This window comes from Luteimonas sp. Soil_N_1 (assembly GCF_057656255.1).
In genome coordinates, this window is sequence record NZ_JBDGKS010000001.1 from 1,594,098 (window position 1) to 1,608,619 (window position 14,522).

The 14,522-nt window shown below is 67.8% G+C and carries 10 protein-coding genes; 5 read left to right on the forward strand and 5 right to left on the reverse strand.

Going from position 1 to position 14,522, the window contains the following annotated elements; genetic code table 11:
- The first annotated feature begins 82 nt into the window (after window positions 1-82).
- Entirely contained in the window at window positions 83-2,290 is a 2,208-nt protein-coding gene (rlmKL, locus tag AC3A4E_RS07460; RefSeq protein ID WP_487630876.1) for a bifunctional 23S rRNA (guanine(2069)-N(7))-methyltransferase RlmK/23S rRNA (guanine(2445)-N(2))-methyltransferase RlmL, read from the forward strand.
- A gap of 195 nt (window positions 2,291-2,485) precedes the next feature.
- Window positions 2,486-3,337, forward strand: a complete 852-nt coding sequence (locus tag AC3A4E_RS07465; protein WP_487630877.1) for a pirin family protein — start codon at window positions 2,486-2,488, stop codon at window positions 3,335-3,337.
- A gap of 76 nt (window positions 3,338-3,413) precedes the next feature.
- Here the strand turns inward: AC3A4E_RS07465 and AC3A4E_RS07470 are convergent, their stop codons facing one another.
- The 5 genes from AC3A4E_RS07470 to AC3A4E_RS07490 form a co-directional block, all read right to left on the reverse strand.
- A complete protein-coding gene (locus AC3A4E_RS07470) occupies window positions 3,414-5,081 on the reverse strand; it encodes an alpha/beta hydrolase (protein ID WP_487630878.1) in 1,668 nt (555 codons plus the stop codon).
- Window positions 5,082-5,166: 85 nt separating this feature from the next.
- Window positions 5,167-5,616 carry a hypothetical protein gene (locus AC3A4E_RS07475; protein ID WP_487630879.1) on the reverse strand — a complete coding sequence of 150 codons (450 nt, stop codon included), beginning with the start codon at window positions 5,614-5,616 and terminating at the stop codon, window positions 5,167-5,169.
- A 78-nt stretch (window positions 5,617-5,694) separates the two neighbouring features.
- Window positions 5,695-6,555 (reverse strand): pirin family protein, encoded by an 861-nt coding sequence (locus tag AC3A4E_RS07480; RefSeq protein ID WP_487630880.1) that lies wholly within the window; start codon window positions 6,553-6,555, stop codon window positions 5,695-5,697.
- Window positions 6,556-6,797: 242 nt separating this feature from the next.
- Entirely contained in the window at window positions 6,798-7,304 is a 507-nt protein-coding gene (locus AC3A4E_RS07485; protein ID WP_487630881.1) for a DNA-deoxyinosine glycosylase, read from the reverse strand.
- A 217-nt stretch (window positions 7,305-7,521) separates the two neighbouring features.
- Entirely contained in the window at window positions 7,522-9,333 is a 1,812-nt protein-coding gene (locus tag AC3A4E_RS07490) for a DUF885 domain-containing protein (protein WP_487630882.1), read from the reverse strand.
- A gap of 207 nt (window positions 9,334-9,540) precedes the next feature.
- Here AC3A4E_RS07490 and AC3A4E_RS07495 point away from each other — a divergent pair, with 207 nt between their 5' ends.
- From AC3A4E_RS07495 to AC3A4E_RS07505, 3 genes are all read left to right on the forward strand, one after another.
- Entirely contained in the window at window positions 9,541-11,172 is a 1,632-nt protein-coding gene (locus AC3A4E_RS07495) for a TldD/PmbA family protein (RefSeq protein WP_487630883.1), read from the forward strand.
- A 295-nt stretch (window positions 11,173-11,467) separates the two neighbouring features.
- A complete protein-coding gene (locus AC3A4E_RS07500) occupies window positions 11,468-13,102 on the forward strand; it encodes a TldD/PmbA family protein (protein WP_487630884.1) in 1,635 nt (544 codons plus the stop codon).
- Between the two features lie 12 nt (window positions 13,103-13,114).
- Window positions 13,115-14,449, forward strand: coding sequence for a TldD/PmbA family protein (locus AC3A4E_RS07505; protein ID WP_487630885.1), 1,335 nt, complete (start codon window positions 13,115-13,117; stop codon window positions 14,447-14,449).
- The last annotated feature ends 73 nt before the right edge of the window (window positions 14,450-14,522 follow it).

Here is a 14,522-nt window from a genome sequence, read left to right on the forward strand (position 1 = left end):
TGACCGGACTGGGTCCGTCGAACGCCTCGGGCACGACGCCGAGGCGAAGCGCGAACACCTCCTACGTATCACCCGGATTCCCATGAAATTTTTTGCCAGCTGCCCCAAGGGCCTCGAATATCTGCTCGTCGACGAGCTGCTCGCACTCGGCTGCGCGCACGCCACGGCGACGACCGCCGGCGCCAATGTCGAAGGCACCCTGCATGACGCGCAGCGCGCGGTGCTGTGGTCGCGTCTGGCCAGCCGCGTGCTGTGGCCCATCGCCGATTACGCCTGCGATGACGAGGACGCGCTCTACGCCGGCGCGCGCACTGTCGACTGGACCGAACATCTCGACGCGACCATGACGCTCGCGATCGATCCGCATGTCTCGGGCAGCGCGATCACCCATGCGCGCTACGCCGCGCAGCGGGTCAAGGACGCGATCGTCGATTCGTTGCGCGAAGCGACCGGCGCCCGTCCGGACGTCGATGTCGAATCGCCGGATCTGCGCCTGAGCCTGGTGGTGCGCAAGGGCCGCGCGATCCTGTCGGTCGATCTGGGCGGTGGCCCGCTGCATCGTCGCGGCTGGCGTCGTGCACAGGGCGAGGCGCCGTTGAAGGAGAACCTCGCGGCTGCAGTGCTGATGCGCGGCGGCTGGCCGGCGCTGTATGCCGAAGGCGGCGCGCTGCTGGATCCGATGTGCGGCAGCGGCACGCTGCTGATCGAAGGCGCGCTGATGGCCGCCGACGTCGCACCCGGTCTGGCACGTGATGGGGGTGCGGCGACGGCTGGCCGTGCGCCGAGCCGCTGGCGTGGGTTCGACGTCGCGCAATGGGAAACGCTGTGCGAAGACGCCCTCGCGCGCGAACGGACCGGCCGTCAGCGCCTGCGCGCCGTGTTCTTCGGCCGCGATCTCGATCCGCATGCGATCCATGCCGCGCGCGAGAACGCCACGGCCGCCGGCCTGCGCGAGGCGATCGAGTGGCAGATCGGCGACGTCGCCACCCTGCAGGCACCGGTGCCGCCGGCCTCGCAGGAGGATGCTGCGCTGGCGGAATCGGTGAAGCGCGGCCTCGCGGTCTGCAATCCGCCCTACGACGCGCGCCTCGCTGCCGACCCCGCGCTGTATCGCACGCTCGGCAACGCGCTGGGACGCGCGGTGCCCGAGTGGCGCGCGAGCCTGCTGTGCGGCGACCCCGAACTCGCACACGCCACCGGCCTGCGCGCGAAGAAGAAGTACCAGGTCTTCAACGGCGCTATCGAGTGCAGCCTGATCGTCTGCGATCCGGTACGGCCGCCGCAGCGCGCCGTCAGCGAAACTGCGGACGCACTCGGCGAAGGCGCGACGATGGTCGCCAATCGCCTGCGCAAGAACCTGCGCAAGTTCAAGACCTGGCGCGAGCGCGAGGGCGTGACCTGCTACCGCGTTTACGATGCCGATCTGCCGGAATACGCGGCCGCGATCGACGTCTACATCCAGTCCGAAGCGGACGTCAGCGCCGAAGGCACGCCGCTGTGGCTGCACATCCAGGAATACGCGGCGCCGGCCGAGATTCCGGAGGACGTGACGCGGCGGCGCTTCGGTGATGTGCTGGCCGCCGCGCGCGACGTGTTCCGCATTCCGCGCGAGCGCATCGCGGTCAAGACGCGTTCGAAAGGCAAGGGCGGCAGCAAGTACGGCCGCTTCGATGCGCGCCATGAATTCCTGCTGGTCGACGAAGGCCGCGTGCACCTGCGCGTGAACCTGTTCGACTATCTCGACACCGGCCTGTTCCTAGATCACCGGCCGATGCGCCTGCGCATTGCCGAAGAAGCCGCCGACACCCGCTTCCTCAACCTGTTCGGCTACACCGGCGCGGCGACCGTGCACGCGGCCGGTGGCGGTGCGCGCACCACGACCACCGTCGATCTGTCGGGCACGTACCTGCAGTGGTGCGCCGACAACCTCGCCGCGAATGGTTACGGCGGCGCGAAGCACCGTCTGGTGCAGGCCGACGCGCTGCAATGGCTGGAAGCCGAGACCGCGCAATTTGATCTGATCTTCTGCGATCCGCCGACGTTCTCGAACTCGGCGCGCGCCAAGGACTTCGACATCCAGCGCGAACACGTGCGTCTGCTGGAGGCCGCGGTGGCGCGGCTCGCGCCGGGCGGCGTGCTGTATTTCTCCAACAACTTCCGCCGCTTCAAGCTCGACGCCGAAGCCGTCGCCGCGTTCGCGCACGTCGAAGACATCAGCCCGGCGACGATTCCGCAGGACTTCGAACGCAACCCGCGCATCCACCGCGCCTGGCGCATCACCGCGCGCTGAGCCCGGAACGCCGGTCCGTCTTGCCCTCGGGGAGACGGGCCGGGACAGCGCCTGCGGATCGCGACGCATACGCGGACGGTCCGCACGCACTGTTCCCGTCCCGGATGACCTGACGGAAACCTCCGTTCCACCCACGCGTGTGGAATGTGGCCGCGATGCCCGCATGGTGTCTGGAGACCCGACAGGAGCCGCACGATGACCGCCACCACAGACGCACGCATCGTCCGCCTCGTCCGCGGCATGCCCGCCAGCGACGGTGCCGGCGTGAAGCTCACGCGCGTCATCGGCAGCCCGCAGCTGCCCGATCTCGATCCGTTCCTGATGCTCGACGAGTTCGGCACCGACAGGCCCGAGGATTACCTCGCCGGTTTTCCCGAGCATCCGCACCGCGGCTTCGAAACCGTCACCTACATGCTCGACGGCCGGATGCGCCACAAGGACAACCACGGCAACGAGGGCCTGCTGGTGCCGGGCAGCGTGCAGTGGATGACCGCCGGTCGCGGCCTCGTGCATTCGGAGATGTCCGAACAGGAAGCGGGCCGCATGCGCGGCTTCCAGCTGTGGGTGAACCTGCCCGCGAAGGACAAGATGACCGCGCCGAAGTACCAGGACTTCGCGCCCGGGCGTATTCCGGTCGTGCAGGCGGGCGAGGGCGTGTCGGTGAAAGTGATCGCCGGTGTCGTCGACGGCATCACCGGCCCGATCGCGCAGCCGGCGACCGACCCGGTCTACCTCGATGTCACGCTCGCACCCGGCGCGACGTGGGCGTACACGCTGCCCGATGGCCACAACGCATTCGCCTATGCGTTCGAGGGCGATGCGCGCGTGGGGACGGGCGATGACGCGCGGCCACTGTCGTCGCAGGAACTCGCCGTGCTCGGCGGCGGCGCGACGTTGCGTGTCGAGGCCGGAGAGGCCGGTGTCCGCCTGATCCTCGTGGCGGGTCGTCCGCTGCGTGAACCGGTTGCACGTCACGGCCCGTTCGTCATGAACACCCGCGAGGAACTCATGCAGGCCTTCGTGGATTACGAGCAGGGCCGGTTCTGACAGGTGCCCGGCGGCGTGCGGTGTCGAACGCGCAGGTGATCGTCTGAAGGCTGGCGTGCGCCGGCGACGCGGACGCCTACAGCCCCTGCGCCGCGAGTGTCGCTTTCAACGCGGCCACGGACTGCGCGTCCCAGCCCTGTGGTGCGGTCGTCGCGATCCAGGCGTCGACATAGTCGTCGGCGGCGAACACGTGCCCGTAGCCGGTCGGCGTCGACGTCGCGACCGCCATGTCCATGCCCAGCTGCAGAAAGGTCACCAGCGGAAACCAGTGCAGCGAATCGGAGACGTCATCGGCGCGCGGTCCTGACAGCCACGCGGGTCGTCGCCATGCGCTGCCGGGCTCGAAGAACGTGATCGGATCGCTCGGATACTGCAGGTAGACGATGCGGGTGCCGACCCAGGCGGCCTGGCCGGGCGCAGCACCGTCCTGGGTCAGGAAGCGCACGACCGAGCCGTCGCCATAGCGGGGCCGCCAGGCCGGCGTCGTCGCATCGCGCGCCTGTGTGGCATGCCGCCAGGTGCGGCTGGGGAAGGGCGGGCCCGCCCACAGTGCGCCATCGAAGGGTTCGCCGAGGATGTCGAACAGGTCCACCGACAGGTCGGAGTTGAGGGCGCCCAGGCTCAGGCCATGCAGGTACAGCCGCGGGCGCCCGTCGGGTGGCAGTGTGCGCCAGTGCCCATGCACCGCGGCGAACAGGGCGCGCGCCGATTCGGCGCCGTAGCCCGGGTCGACCATCAGCGCCATCCAGCTGGCGAGGTACGAGTACTGCACCGAGACCGTCGCCACATCGCCGTGGAGCAGGTATTCGAGCGCCTGCTGGCTGGCGGGGTCGAGCCAGCCCGTGCCGGTCGGCGTGTTGATGACCAGGGTCCCGCGTTCGAACGCGCCGACGCGGATCATTTCCGCCAGCGCGAGCTGCGCGCGCGCGGCGATGTCCGGCGCGGAATTGAGCCCGACGTAGATGCGCAGCGGTTCCTGCGCCGGCACTCCGGTCAAGGCTTCGATGTCGGCGCGTGTCGGCGCCGCGGCGACGGCCGCCCGGCCCATGCGGCCCAGCCCCGACCAGTCGACCAGCGACGCGTCACTGCCGGCCTTCAGCGGGTCGGTGGGTGGTGCCAGTGCCGTATCCACCACCGCGTCGAGTTGCCGGTAGGACGAATCGAGCATGCGCAGCCCGGTCTCGAACACGATGCCGTTGCCGATCGACCAGAACACGAGGCCGGCCAGCGCGAAACCGACGATGCGCGACACGCGCGGCGGCAGGTGCCGGTCGAGACGCCGCGACAGGACCCTTACCACGCCGCGGAACATGCGCCCGAGCGCCAGCAACGCCGCGGCGATGCCCGCGGCCACCAGTCCGACGAAGAACGGTCGTGCACTCGCGACCGCCTCCATGCCCATGCGGGCGCGGATGTCGTTCTGCCAGCCGGAGGCCTGCGCCAGAAAGCCGAACACCATCGTCGCGCCGACGACCACCGCGAATGCGGTGGCAACCCGGCCGATCGCCAGATCCCGCAGCCGTGGCAGTTCGAGGAACACCCAGAGCCATCTGAGCAGCACCCCGACGCCGTAACCGAGTGCGAACGCGATACCCGACAGCACACCCTGAAGCAGGGCATCGCGTGGAATCAGGCTGGGCATCAGCGAGGCGGCGAAACAGATGCTGCCCAGCCAGACGCCCATGCTGCAGAGCGGGTCGAGCAGGCGGGCGGCGATGCGACGGAAGGGCGGCAGGATCGGCATCGGACGATGATATCGCCCAGGTCGATCGCGACCCGGCGTAGAGAAGGCCGGACGCGTCATGCGCAGCAACGCTGCGGCTGGTGTCCTACCTGCCGCCCAGGCGTACGTCCTGGAAATGCAGCCCTTCCGCCATCCGGACCGACTGCGCCAGCGCAGCCTCGTCAGCCGCCCGCACGATGATGTGCGCGTACTCTCCGGACGAAAGTTCCAGCAGCGTTTCGCGCACCAGTGCACCGGTGAGTTCGTTGTCCGGCGCATGCCAGTACGTGCGGGTGCCATCGATGGTGATGCGGTCGCCGATACGATCGTTGCGTCTGGGCTTGAAGGTCGCGTTGCGCCCCAGGGTCACGGCGAATGCCTGCTGGCCGGAACTGCGGTCCACGGCGCGGCAGAACACGAAATCCGGTCCTGGCTGGACCTCCCACTGCACGGACGCGTCCGGCGGCAGGTGCGGGCAGTCGATGGTGGACTGGGCATGCGCCATGCCGGCGCAGACCAGCGCGCCGAGCAGCGCGAGCGGTCGGATCGGATGCATCGTCGGTGTCCCCTGAAACCCCAGTCCCCGACGATACCGCGAGTGCGCGCCGCCACACGCCCTCGATTGTGACAGGCGTCACCGTTCCGGAAGCGGAATGAACTCCGGATCGCCGGGCACCGTGCCGAACCGGCCTGCGCGCCAGTCGTCCTTGGCCTGCTCGATGCGGTCTTTGGACGAGGACACGAAGTTCCACCACAGGTGACGTGGCCCGTCGAGCGGCTCACCGCCGAACAGCATCGCCTTCAGCGGTGTCTTCGCCCGCAGCGTCGCGGGCGATCCCGCATCGAGCACCGCGAGGTGCCGCGGCGGGACGTCTGCGCCATCGAGTTGTGCATCGCCTTCGAGGACATAGAGCGCGCGTTCGACATGCGAGGGCGGAATCGACAGCTCGGCGTCCGGCTCGAGATCCAGCGCGACGTTGAGCGTGTCGGCGAACACGCGCACCGGCGATTCCTCACCGAACGCACGTCCGGCGATCACCCGCACCCAGGCGCCGTTGCGCCGGAACTGGGGCAGGGTGGCTGCGGCATGGTGATGGAACGCCGGTGCGGTTTCCTCGTGCGCTTTCGGCAGTGCGACCCAGGTCTGCATGCCGTGCAGCGGATGCGCACCTTCGCGCAGCGCGAGTGGCGTGCGTTCGGCATGCGCGATGCCTCGCCCGGCGGTCATCCAGTTGACGTCGCCCGCGGTGATGTCCTGCGAGTGGCCGAGGGTGTCGGCGTGATGGATCGTGCCCGACCACAGGAAGGTCACCGTGGCCAGGCCGATGTGCGGATGCGGGCGCACGTCGACGCCGGCGCCCTTTTCGAAGATCGCCGGGCCCATGTGGTCGACGAAGACGAACGGACCGACGCTGCGTGCCTGCAGCGTCGGCACCGCGCGGCGGACTTCGAAGCCCCCGAGATCGTGGGTGCGGGGATTGATCAGCAGGGTCATGGCGTCGGCTCCGGCGGCGGCAAGGGCGGAGCGCCAGCATGCCAGCGGGCCGGCATGTGCGGCCGCCTGCCGGCAAGACGATCCATTCCGGCGAAGATTCCAGTGCTGGAGCGGGGCAGCATCGCGGCACGTGCGGGTCTGCAACGTCCGCGCGCTGCCTGATGTCCTCCAGCGGCGCACCAGCGCTGCCTCATCAAGTGCTGCGTCCACCAGGAAGGTCGCCAGGATTGTTGCCGATCACGTCAGTCGTCGAGCAGCCCCGCACGCCAGGCTGCGCGTTTGGCCTCCAGTCCGAGCGACGCATGCGCCGGGCTGGTGGAGGGGAGGCGCAGAAGGTCAGGTACCCGGTCGAGTGCAGTCAGCACATGGCGCCGGAACAACGCTTCCGCGCTGGCGCCGTTGAAGCGGATCCGGACGATGCCCGGATAGCGCGCCAGCAGCCCGGCGATGTCGTTCGGCACCACGCTGCCCGCTTCGATCCGGGCGTCGAGGCTCCCGGGACGCACGCACTCGCTGGCCACGTCCCACAGGGCGACACCGGCATCGGCCAGGCGCGTGAGCCGTGCGTCGTAGGGCAGGCTGGCGTCGAACCCGAACAGCGAGCCGACGATCGGCCAGAACAGGTTGCGCGGATGGGCGTAGTAGCGGTCGGCGTGGAGCGACGCCACGCCCGGCATGCTGCCCAGCACGAGCGTGTGGGCACGCGGGTCGACGACGGGCGGGAAACTGCGGACCCGTGCGTCAGGCAATGGGGTGCCCTGTGGTGCGATGGATCGGGGGGGAGGGAATCCCATGGGAGGCAACAGGTCGTTCTTCTGCCGACGATGGATGAGCAGCATGGCGGGCCAGCCGTCTGCCGGACGTCACGGACCCGCGCATGCAGCCGATCCCTGCCGCGGACGGCCCGCGTGACCGCGGGCCGGATCTTCCGGAGACGACTGCAGACGCGGAAAGCGCGGGAGCCGCTTACTCGATCGTCTCGTCCAGCATCAGCTGACGTGCGAAGCGCACCGGAGGTGCGCCTTGGGCCAGCATGTCGTCGTGATACTGCTTGAGGTTGAACGCCTCGCCGGCCTTGGCTTCGGCGGCCTTGCGCGCGTCGAAATGTTCCTGCGCGCCGACGAAGTAGGTGGCGAGCTGGGTCGACGACAGCTGGGCGCGGATCCACTTGCCTTCGGCTTCGCTGGTCTGCTGGAAGGTCTGGCGGACCATCAGGTCCATCGCCTGTTCCTTGATCCAGTTGTCGACGTGGATGCCCTGGTCGAGGATCGCGTTCGCCACGGCGCGAGCGTAGAACTTCAGCTGCATCAGGCGGAACAGCGGGTCGTTGTCGGCATAGCCGGCGTCGGCCATCATCCGCTCGGTGTAGACCGCCCAGCCTTCGGCGAACGGACCCGAACGGAACACCGCGCGCAGCGTCGACGGGTGGTTCACCGAATGCGCGCCTTCGAGGTAATGACCGGGCATCGCTTCGTGGATCGTCAGCACGTGGATCATGTGCTTGTTGTATTCGCGCAGGAACGAATCGACCTGGCCGTCATCCCAGTCGTCCGGGATCGGCGAGATCGCGTAATAGGTGTCCAGACCCTTGTCGAGCGGGCCGGGCGAATCGCAATACGCGACCGCGACGCCGCGCTGGAATTCCGGCATCAGGATGATCTTGACCGGATCGTCGGGCACCGTGACCAGGTCGTGCTGGCGGGTGAACTCGGTCGCGACGTCGAGCGTGTGCTTGGCGAAATCGACGACTTCGTTGCGGCCCGGCTTGTCGGCGTAGGCGACTTCCATCGCCGCTTCGATCGCCGCCTGGCGCTGATCCTCGCTCGGCTGCGCCGGTGTCTCCGGTGCGCCTTCGCGATCCTTCAGCACGGCCTGCGCGACGACGTACATCTCGTCGCGGATGCGCACGAGTTCGGCTTCGGCGCGCTGGCGGATGTCCTGGCGGCTGAGCGAGGAGTTGAGCGCGAACTTGAGCTTCTGGTCGTAGATCTCCGCGCCGACGCGGAACTCGCCCTTGGCGTTCGGCACGAGGGTGCCGTCGAGCCAGGTCTGGTGTTCGTCGACCGCGGCGCGCAGCGTCTCCACCGCAGCGTCGAGGCGCGTGCGGTCCTCGCCCTGCAGCTGGTCGGCATTGGGCTTGATGAAGGTCTCGATCAGCGACAGCACGCCCTTGTTCTGCGCGGCGACGGTGCGTGCATGGGTGGCGGGAACACGCGCGGGGTCGAGGTTCTCACGGGCCTGGGCGAGGATCGCCGGGATCTTCTCCATGCGCGCGGTCGCGGACTTCAAGCGCTCGGGCATCGGCGCGAATTCGCGCGCCATCAGGTTGTAGATCGCGCCGCCGGCCAGGCCGCTGTACATCTGCGGATCCCAGGCCCAGCTCTGCAGCGTCTCGCTGTCCCAGATGCCGTATTCGAGGGTGTTCCTGAGGATCAGCGCATCGACGTGGTTGTCGCGCGAGAGCTGGGCGAAATCGATCGCCTCGAGTTCGGTCAGGTAGCGGCGGTTGAAATCGAGACCCGCCTGGCGGCCGGCCGCGGAGAGATCGTCGATCTCCGAATCGAAGCGGTGGTCACCGATCTGCGTGGCCGAGATCGGCGAGAACTTCATGCCTTCGTCGAGATAGCGCTTCGACAGTTCGGCGAACGCGGCGTCGGCCTGCGACGGTGCGGTGGCAGCGGGCGCGTCCTGCGCGGTGGCGGGCGTGGTCGGCGCCTCACGATTGCAGCCGGCGAGGGCGGCGGTGAGCACGGCGACAGCGAGCAGGGAACGACGCATGCGGCGGATTTCCGAAAAGTTGGGACAGCGCGCAAGCATAGAGGCGCGCCGGCGGCCCTGCATGTGCCGATGGTGGCGGAACGCGGGTTCACGTGCGCACCTGTGTAGGTGGGTTCCGCACGCATGCGGATGGCGCCCGATTTGACGCATGCACCACGCGCACCGAAGAATCGGGCGGTGTGCGGCCAACGCCGCGGGGAGAGTGGAATGCGGCGTCGTGACTTCATGGCCTACGGTGGAATCGGGCTCGGCAGCCTGTTGTTGCCCGGCGGCATCGGCCGCGCGATCGCGGCGGAAGAGCTGACCAGTACGCTCGATCCGGCGCTGAAAAAGCGGCTTGCTGATGTCGCCCTGCAGGCCTCGCGCGATGGCGGCGGCAGCTATTGCGACGTGCGCATCGGGCGTTATCTGCGCCAGTACGTGATGACCCGCGAGACGCGCGTGGAGAACGTGGTCAACGAGGAATCGACCGGCGTCGGCATCCGCGTGATCGCGAACGGTGCCTGGGGCTTCGCGGCGACGCGATCGCTCGATCCCGACGGCATCGCCGAAGCCACACGGCAGGCGCTGGCGATCGCCAAGGCCAATGCACGCATCCAGACCGAGCCGGTACAGCTGGCACCGGTGCGCGGCGTAGGCGAGGTGTCGTGGGCGACGCCGGTGCGCCGCAACGGCATGGCCGTGCCGCTGGAGGAAAAGGTCGCGTTGCTGATGGACGTGAACGCGGCTGCGACTTCAGAAGGTGCGGACTTCGTGAGTTCGCGGCTGTTCCTGGTCAACGAGCAGAAGTACTTCGCCAGTACCGACGGTTCCTACATCGATCAGGACGTGCACCGGATCTGGGCACCGTTCACCGTCACCGCGGTCGACAAGGCCAGTGGCAAGTTCCGCACCCGAGACGGCCTGTCGGCGCCGATGGGTCTGGGCTACGAGTATCTGTCGCCGGATCCCGCGCAGCGCTTCGAACTGCCGGGCGGCGTGATCGCCTACGGCCAGGCCTACGACATGCGCGCCGATGCTGCGGCCGCGGCGCGTCAGGCGCGCGAGAAGCTGTCCGCGCCGTCGGTGCAGCCGGGTCGCTACGACCTCGTGCTCGATCCGTCGAACCTGTTCCTGACCATCCACGAGAACGTCGGCCACCCGCTCGAACTCGACCGTGTGCTCGGCTACGAAGCCAACTACGCCGGCACCAGTTTCGCCACGCTCGACAAGCGCGACGAGGGCTACCGCTGGGGCAGCGACATCGTCAATTTCTTCGCCGACAAGACCCAGTCGGGCAGTCTCGGCGCGGTCGGTTTCGACGACGAAGGCGTGCAGTGCAAGCGCTGGGATCTGGTCAAGGACGGCATCCTCGTCGACTACCAGACCACGCGCGACCAGGCCCACATTCTCGGCAAGACCGAGTCGGATGGCTGCAGCTACGCCGATGCGTGGTCGAGCGTGCAGTTCCAGCGCATGCCCAACGTCTCGCTGGCGCCGGGCAACACGCCGCTGACGGTCAAAGAGATGATCGCCGGCGTCGAACGCGGCCTCTACATCCACGGCCGCGGCTCGTACTCGATCGACCAGCAGCGCTACAACGCGCAGTTCGGCGGGCAACTGTATTACGAGATCAGGAACGGCGAGATCGCCGGCATGGTCGAAGACGCCGCCTACCAGATCCGCACGCCGGAATTCTGGAACGCCTGCTCGGCGATCTGCGACGAGCGCGACTTCCGCCTCGGCGGCTCGTTCTTCGACGGCAAGGGACAGCCGAGCCAGGTGTCGGCGGTGTCGCACGGCTCGGCGACCACACGCTTCGATGGGATCAACATCATCAATACGGCGCGGAACATCTGAGTGGAGCGGGACGCAACCCGTCGACACCTGTTCCTTCTGGAGAGATCGACCAGCGCGGCGCGTCTGGTTGGGCCGGTAGAGTGGAATGCGTGGCGCAGTTGCGCGATTTCCGACAGTACTCTCGAGCGCTTCGGGTCGCAGCAGTCACCCAGCGACCCACATCACACCGCATATGCCGAAAGTCACTGGACGCTGTGCACGCATCGCGTCAAGAATCGGGATGGCCCCGCAGGATGCGACGCCGCCCTTGCCAACCCGCCCGCGATGATCGCGGGCCCGCTCCGGGAGAACTCCCTTGCATAGACGCGACTTCCTCGCCCTCGCTGGTGTCGGCGCGGGCGGTCTGATGCTGCCTGCCGTCTTCGGCCGGGTCATCGCCGCCGAACAGCTGGTGTCCACGCTCGATATCGGCTTCAAGAAGCGGCTCGCCGATGCGGGCCTCAATGCCGCGACATCCGCGGGCGCCACCTACTGCGATGTCCGCGTCGGCCGCTATCTGCGCCAGTTCGTGATGACGCGCGAGGACAAAGTGCAGAACGTCGTCAGCACCGAGTCGATCGGTGTCGGCGTGCGCGTGATCGCGGGCGGGGCATGGGGCTTCGCGGCGACCAACACGCTGACCGAGCAGGGTGTCGCGGATGCTGCGCGTCAGGCGACGGCGATCGCGATGGCGAATTCCAAGGTGCAGACCGCGCCCGTGCAGCTCGCGCCGGTCAAGGGTGTGGGCGAGGCCTCGTGGCGCACGCCGATCACCAAGAACGGCATGGAAGTGCCGGTGGCCGAGAAGGTGGAGCTGCTGCTCGGCGTCAACGCCGCGGCGATGGGCGCGGGCGCGAGCTTCGTGAACTCCACGCTGTTCCTGGTCAACGAGCAGAAGTATTTCGCCAGCACCGACGGCTCCTACATCGATCAGGACGTGCACCGCATCTGGGCGCCGATGACGGTCACCGCGATCGACAAGGCCAGCGGCAAGTTCCGTACCCGCAGCGGCCTGTCCTCGCCGATGGGCATGGGCTACGAATATCTGGACGGCGCGGCGTCGGGCAAGATCGTCTCGCCCAACGGCGTCGTGAATTACAACAAGTCCTATGACATGCGGGAGGACGCGATCGCTGCGGCCCGCCAGGCGCAGGAAAAGCTGCGTGCGCCGTCGGTCAAGCCTGGTCGCTACGATCTGGTGCTCGATCCCTCGCATACCTGGCTCACGATCCACGAGGCGATCGGCCACCCGCTCGAACTCGACCGCGTACTCGGCTACGAGGCCAATTACGCCGGCACCAGCTTCGCCACGCTCGACAAGCGCGAACAGCGTTTCCAGTACGGCAGCGACATCGTCACCGTGTTCGCCGACAAGACCCAAGAAGGCAGCCTCGGCGCCGTGGGCTATGACGACGAAGGCGTCGCGACCAAGCGCTGGAACATGATCACCGACGGCAAGCTGGTCGATTACCAGGCGATCCGCGACCAGGCCCACATCCTCGGCAAGACCGAATCCGACGGCTGCTGCTACGCCGATTCGTGGTCGAGCGTGCAGTTCCAGCGCATGCCCAACGTCTCGCTGGCGCCGGGCAAGGCCCGCTTGAGCGTCGCGGACATGATCAAGGACGTCGAGGACGGCATCTACATCGTCGGCGACGGGTCGTTCTCGATCGACCAGCAGCGCTACAACGCGCAGTTCGGCGGCCAGCTGTTCTACGAAATCAAGAATGGCGCGATCACCGGCATGGTCGAGGACGTGGCCTACCAGATCCGCACGCCGGAATTCTGGAACGCCTGCGTCGCGATCTGCGACGAGAGCGACTACCGCCTCGGCGGTTCGTTCTTCGACGGCAAGGGCCAGCCGAGCCAGGTCTCGGCGGTTTCGCACGGTTCCTCGACCGCGCGTTTCAACGGCATCAACGTGATCAACACCGCGCGTTCGCTCGGCTAAGGAGACCCGACCATGACCATCTTCACCGAAGCCCAGGCGCGCGAGATCCTCGAAAAGACCGTCGCCCTGTCCACCGCCGACGAATGCACGGCCACGCTGGCCGGCTCCGTCGCGGGCAACATCCGCTTCGCACTCAACAACGTCTCCACCAGCGGCATCGTCAGCAATGCCGAGCTCGCGGTGCAGGTCGCGTTCGGCAAGCGCGTCGGCACGGCCAGCATCAATGCCTTCGACGAGGCCTCGCTGCGCAGTGTGGTCAAACGCGCCGAAGACCTCGCGCGTCTGGCGCCGGAGAATCCGGAGTTCCTGCCGGCGATCGGCAAGCAGGAGTACCGGCCCAGCCCGACTTTCAGCGAATCGACGGCCGCGATCACGCCGGAATTCCGCGCCCAGGTCGCTGCCGGCTCGATCACCCCGTGTCGCGCCGAGCAGCTGATCGCCGCGGGCTTCCTCGACGACGGCAAGAACTTCGTCGCCTTCGCCAACAGCAACGGCAACTTCGGCTACCAGCAGGCGACGAACTTCAACTACACCTGCACCGTGCGCACCGAAGACGGCCGCGGTTCGGGCTGGGTAGGCCGCAACCTCAAGGACGCCAGCGCGTTCGACGCCGGCCGTGACGTGCGCGTGGCGATGCGCAAGGCCAGCGATTCGGCCGAGGCCAAGGCACTGGAGCCGGGCAAGTACACGGTGATCCTGGAGCCGGCCGCAGCTGCGGGCCTGATCAGTTTCATGATGCGGTTCTTCGACGCGCGTACCGCAGATGAAGGCCGCAGCTTCCTGTCCAAGCGCGGCGGCGGCAACAAGCTCGGCGAGCAGGTCTACGACCCGCGCGTCAACATCGTGGCCGATCCGTGGCACCCGGAAGCGGCGGTGATGCCATGGGATGGCGAAGGTCTGCCGCGCGAGAAGATGCCGATCATCGAGAACGGCAAGATCGCCAACCTCGACTACTCGCGCTTCTGGGCGCAGCAGCAGGGCAGGCGCGCCGTCGGCCGTCCGGGCAATCTGCTGATGTCGGGCGGCGAGGGCACGACTGCCGATCTGATCCGCGGTACCGATCGCGGCATTCTGGTCACGCGTACCTGGTACATCCGCATGGTCGATCCGCAGACCGTGCTGCTGACCGGTCTGACCCGCGACGGCACGTTCTACATCGAGAACGGCGAGATCAAGCATCCGGTGAAGAATTTCCGCTTCAACGAGTCGCCGGTGATCATGCTGAACAACATCGACGAGCTGGGTCGCCCGGTGCGCGTGGGTGGCGACGAGTCGTCGATGGTGATGATGCTGCCGCCGATGCGGTTGCGGGATTTCACGTTTACGTCGTTGTCGGATGCGGTCTGAGGACGTTGCGTACTCGCGCTGCCGGATAGCACGAGGCTTCTGCTCGCCGTGACGCACGCAGTGCAGTTTGCAG

Bases quoted from the DNA above. Each gene is read 5' to 3' on its own strand.
- rlmKL (WP_487630876.1), top strand. From the start codon at position 83: ATGAAATTTTTTGCCAGCTGCCCCAAGGGCCTCGAATATCTGCTCGTC.
- AC3A4E_RS07465 (WP_487630877.1), top strand. From the start codon at position 2,486: ATGACCGCCACCACAGACGCACGCATCGTCCGCCTCGTCCGCGGCATG.
- AC3A4E_RS07470 (WP_487630878.1), bottom strand. From the start codon at position 5,081: ATGCCGATCCTGCCGCCCTTCCGTCGCATCGCCGCCCGCCTGCTCGAC.
- AC3A4E_RS07475 (WP_487630879.1), bottom strand. From the start codon at position 5,616: ATGCATCCGATCCGACCGCTCGCGCTGCTCGGCGCGCTGGTCTGCGCC.
- AC3A4E_RS07480 (WP_487630880.1), bottom strand. From the start codon at position 6,555: ATGACCCTGCTGATCAATCCCCGCACCCACGATCTCGGGGGCTTCGAA.
- AC3A4E_RS07490 (WP_487630882.1), bottom strand. From the start codon at position 9,333: ATGCGTCGTTCCCTGCTCGCTGTCGCCGTGCTCACCGCCGCCCTCGCC.
- AC3A4E_RS07495 (WP_487630883.1), top strand. From the start codon at position 9,541: ATGCGGCGTCGTGACTTCATGGCCTACGGTGGAATCGGGCTCGGCAGC.
- AC3A4E_RS07505 (WP_487630885.1), top strand. From the start codon at position 13,115: ATGACCATCTTCACCGAAGCCCAGGCGCGCGAGATCCTCGAAAAGACC.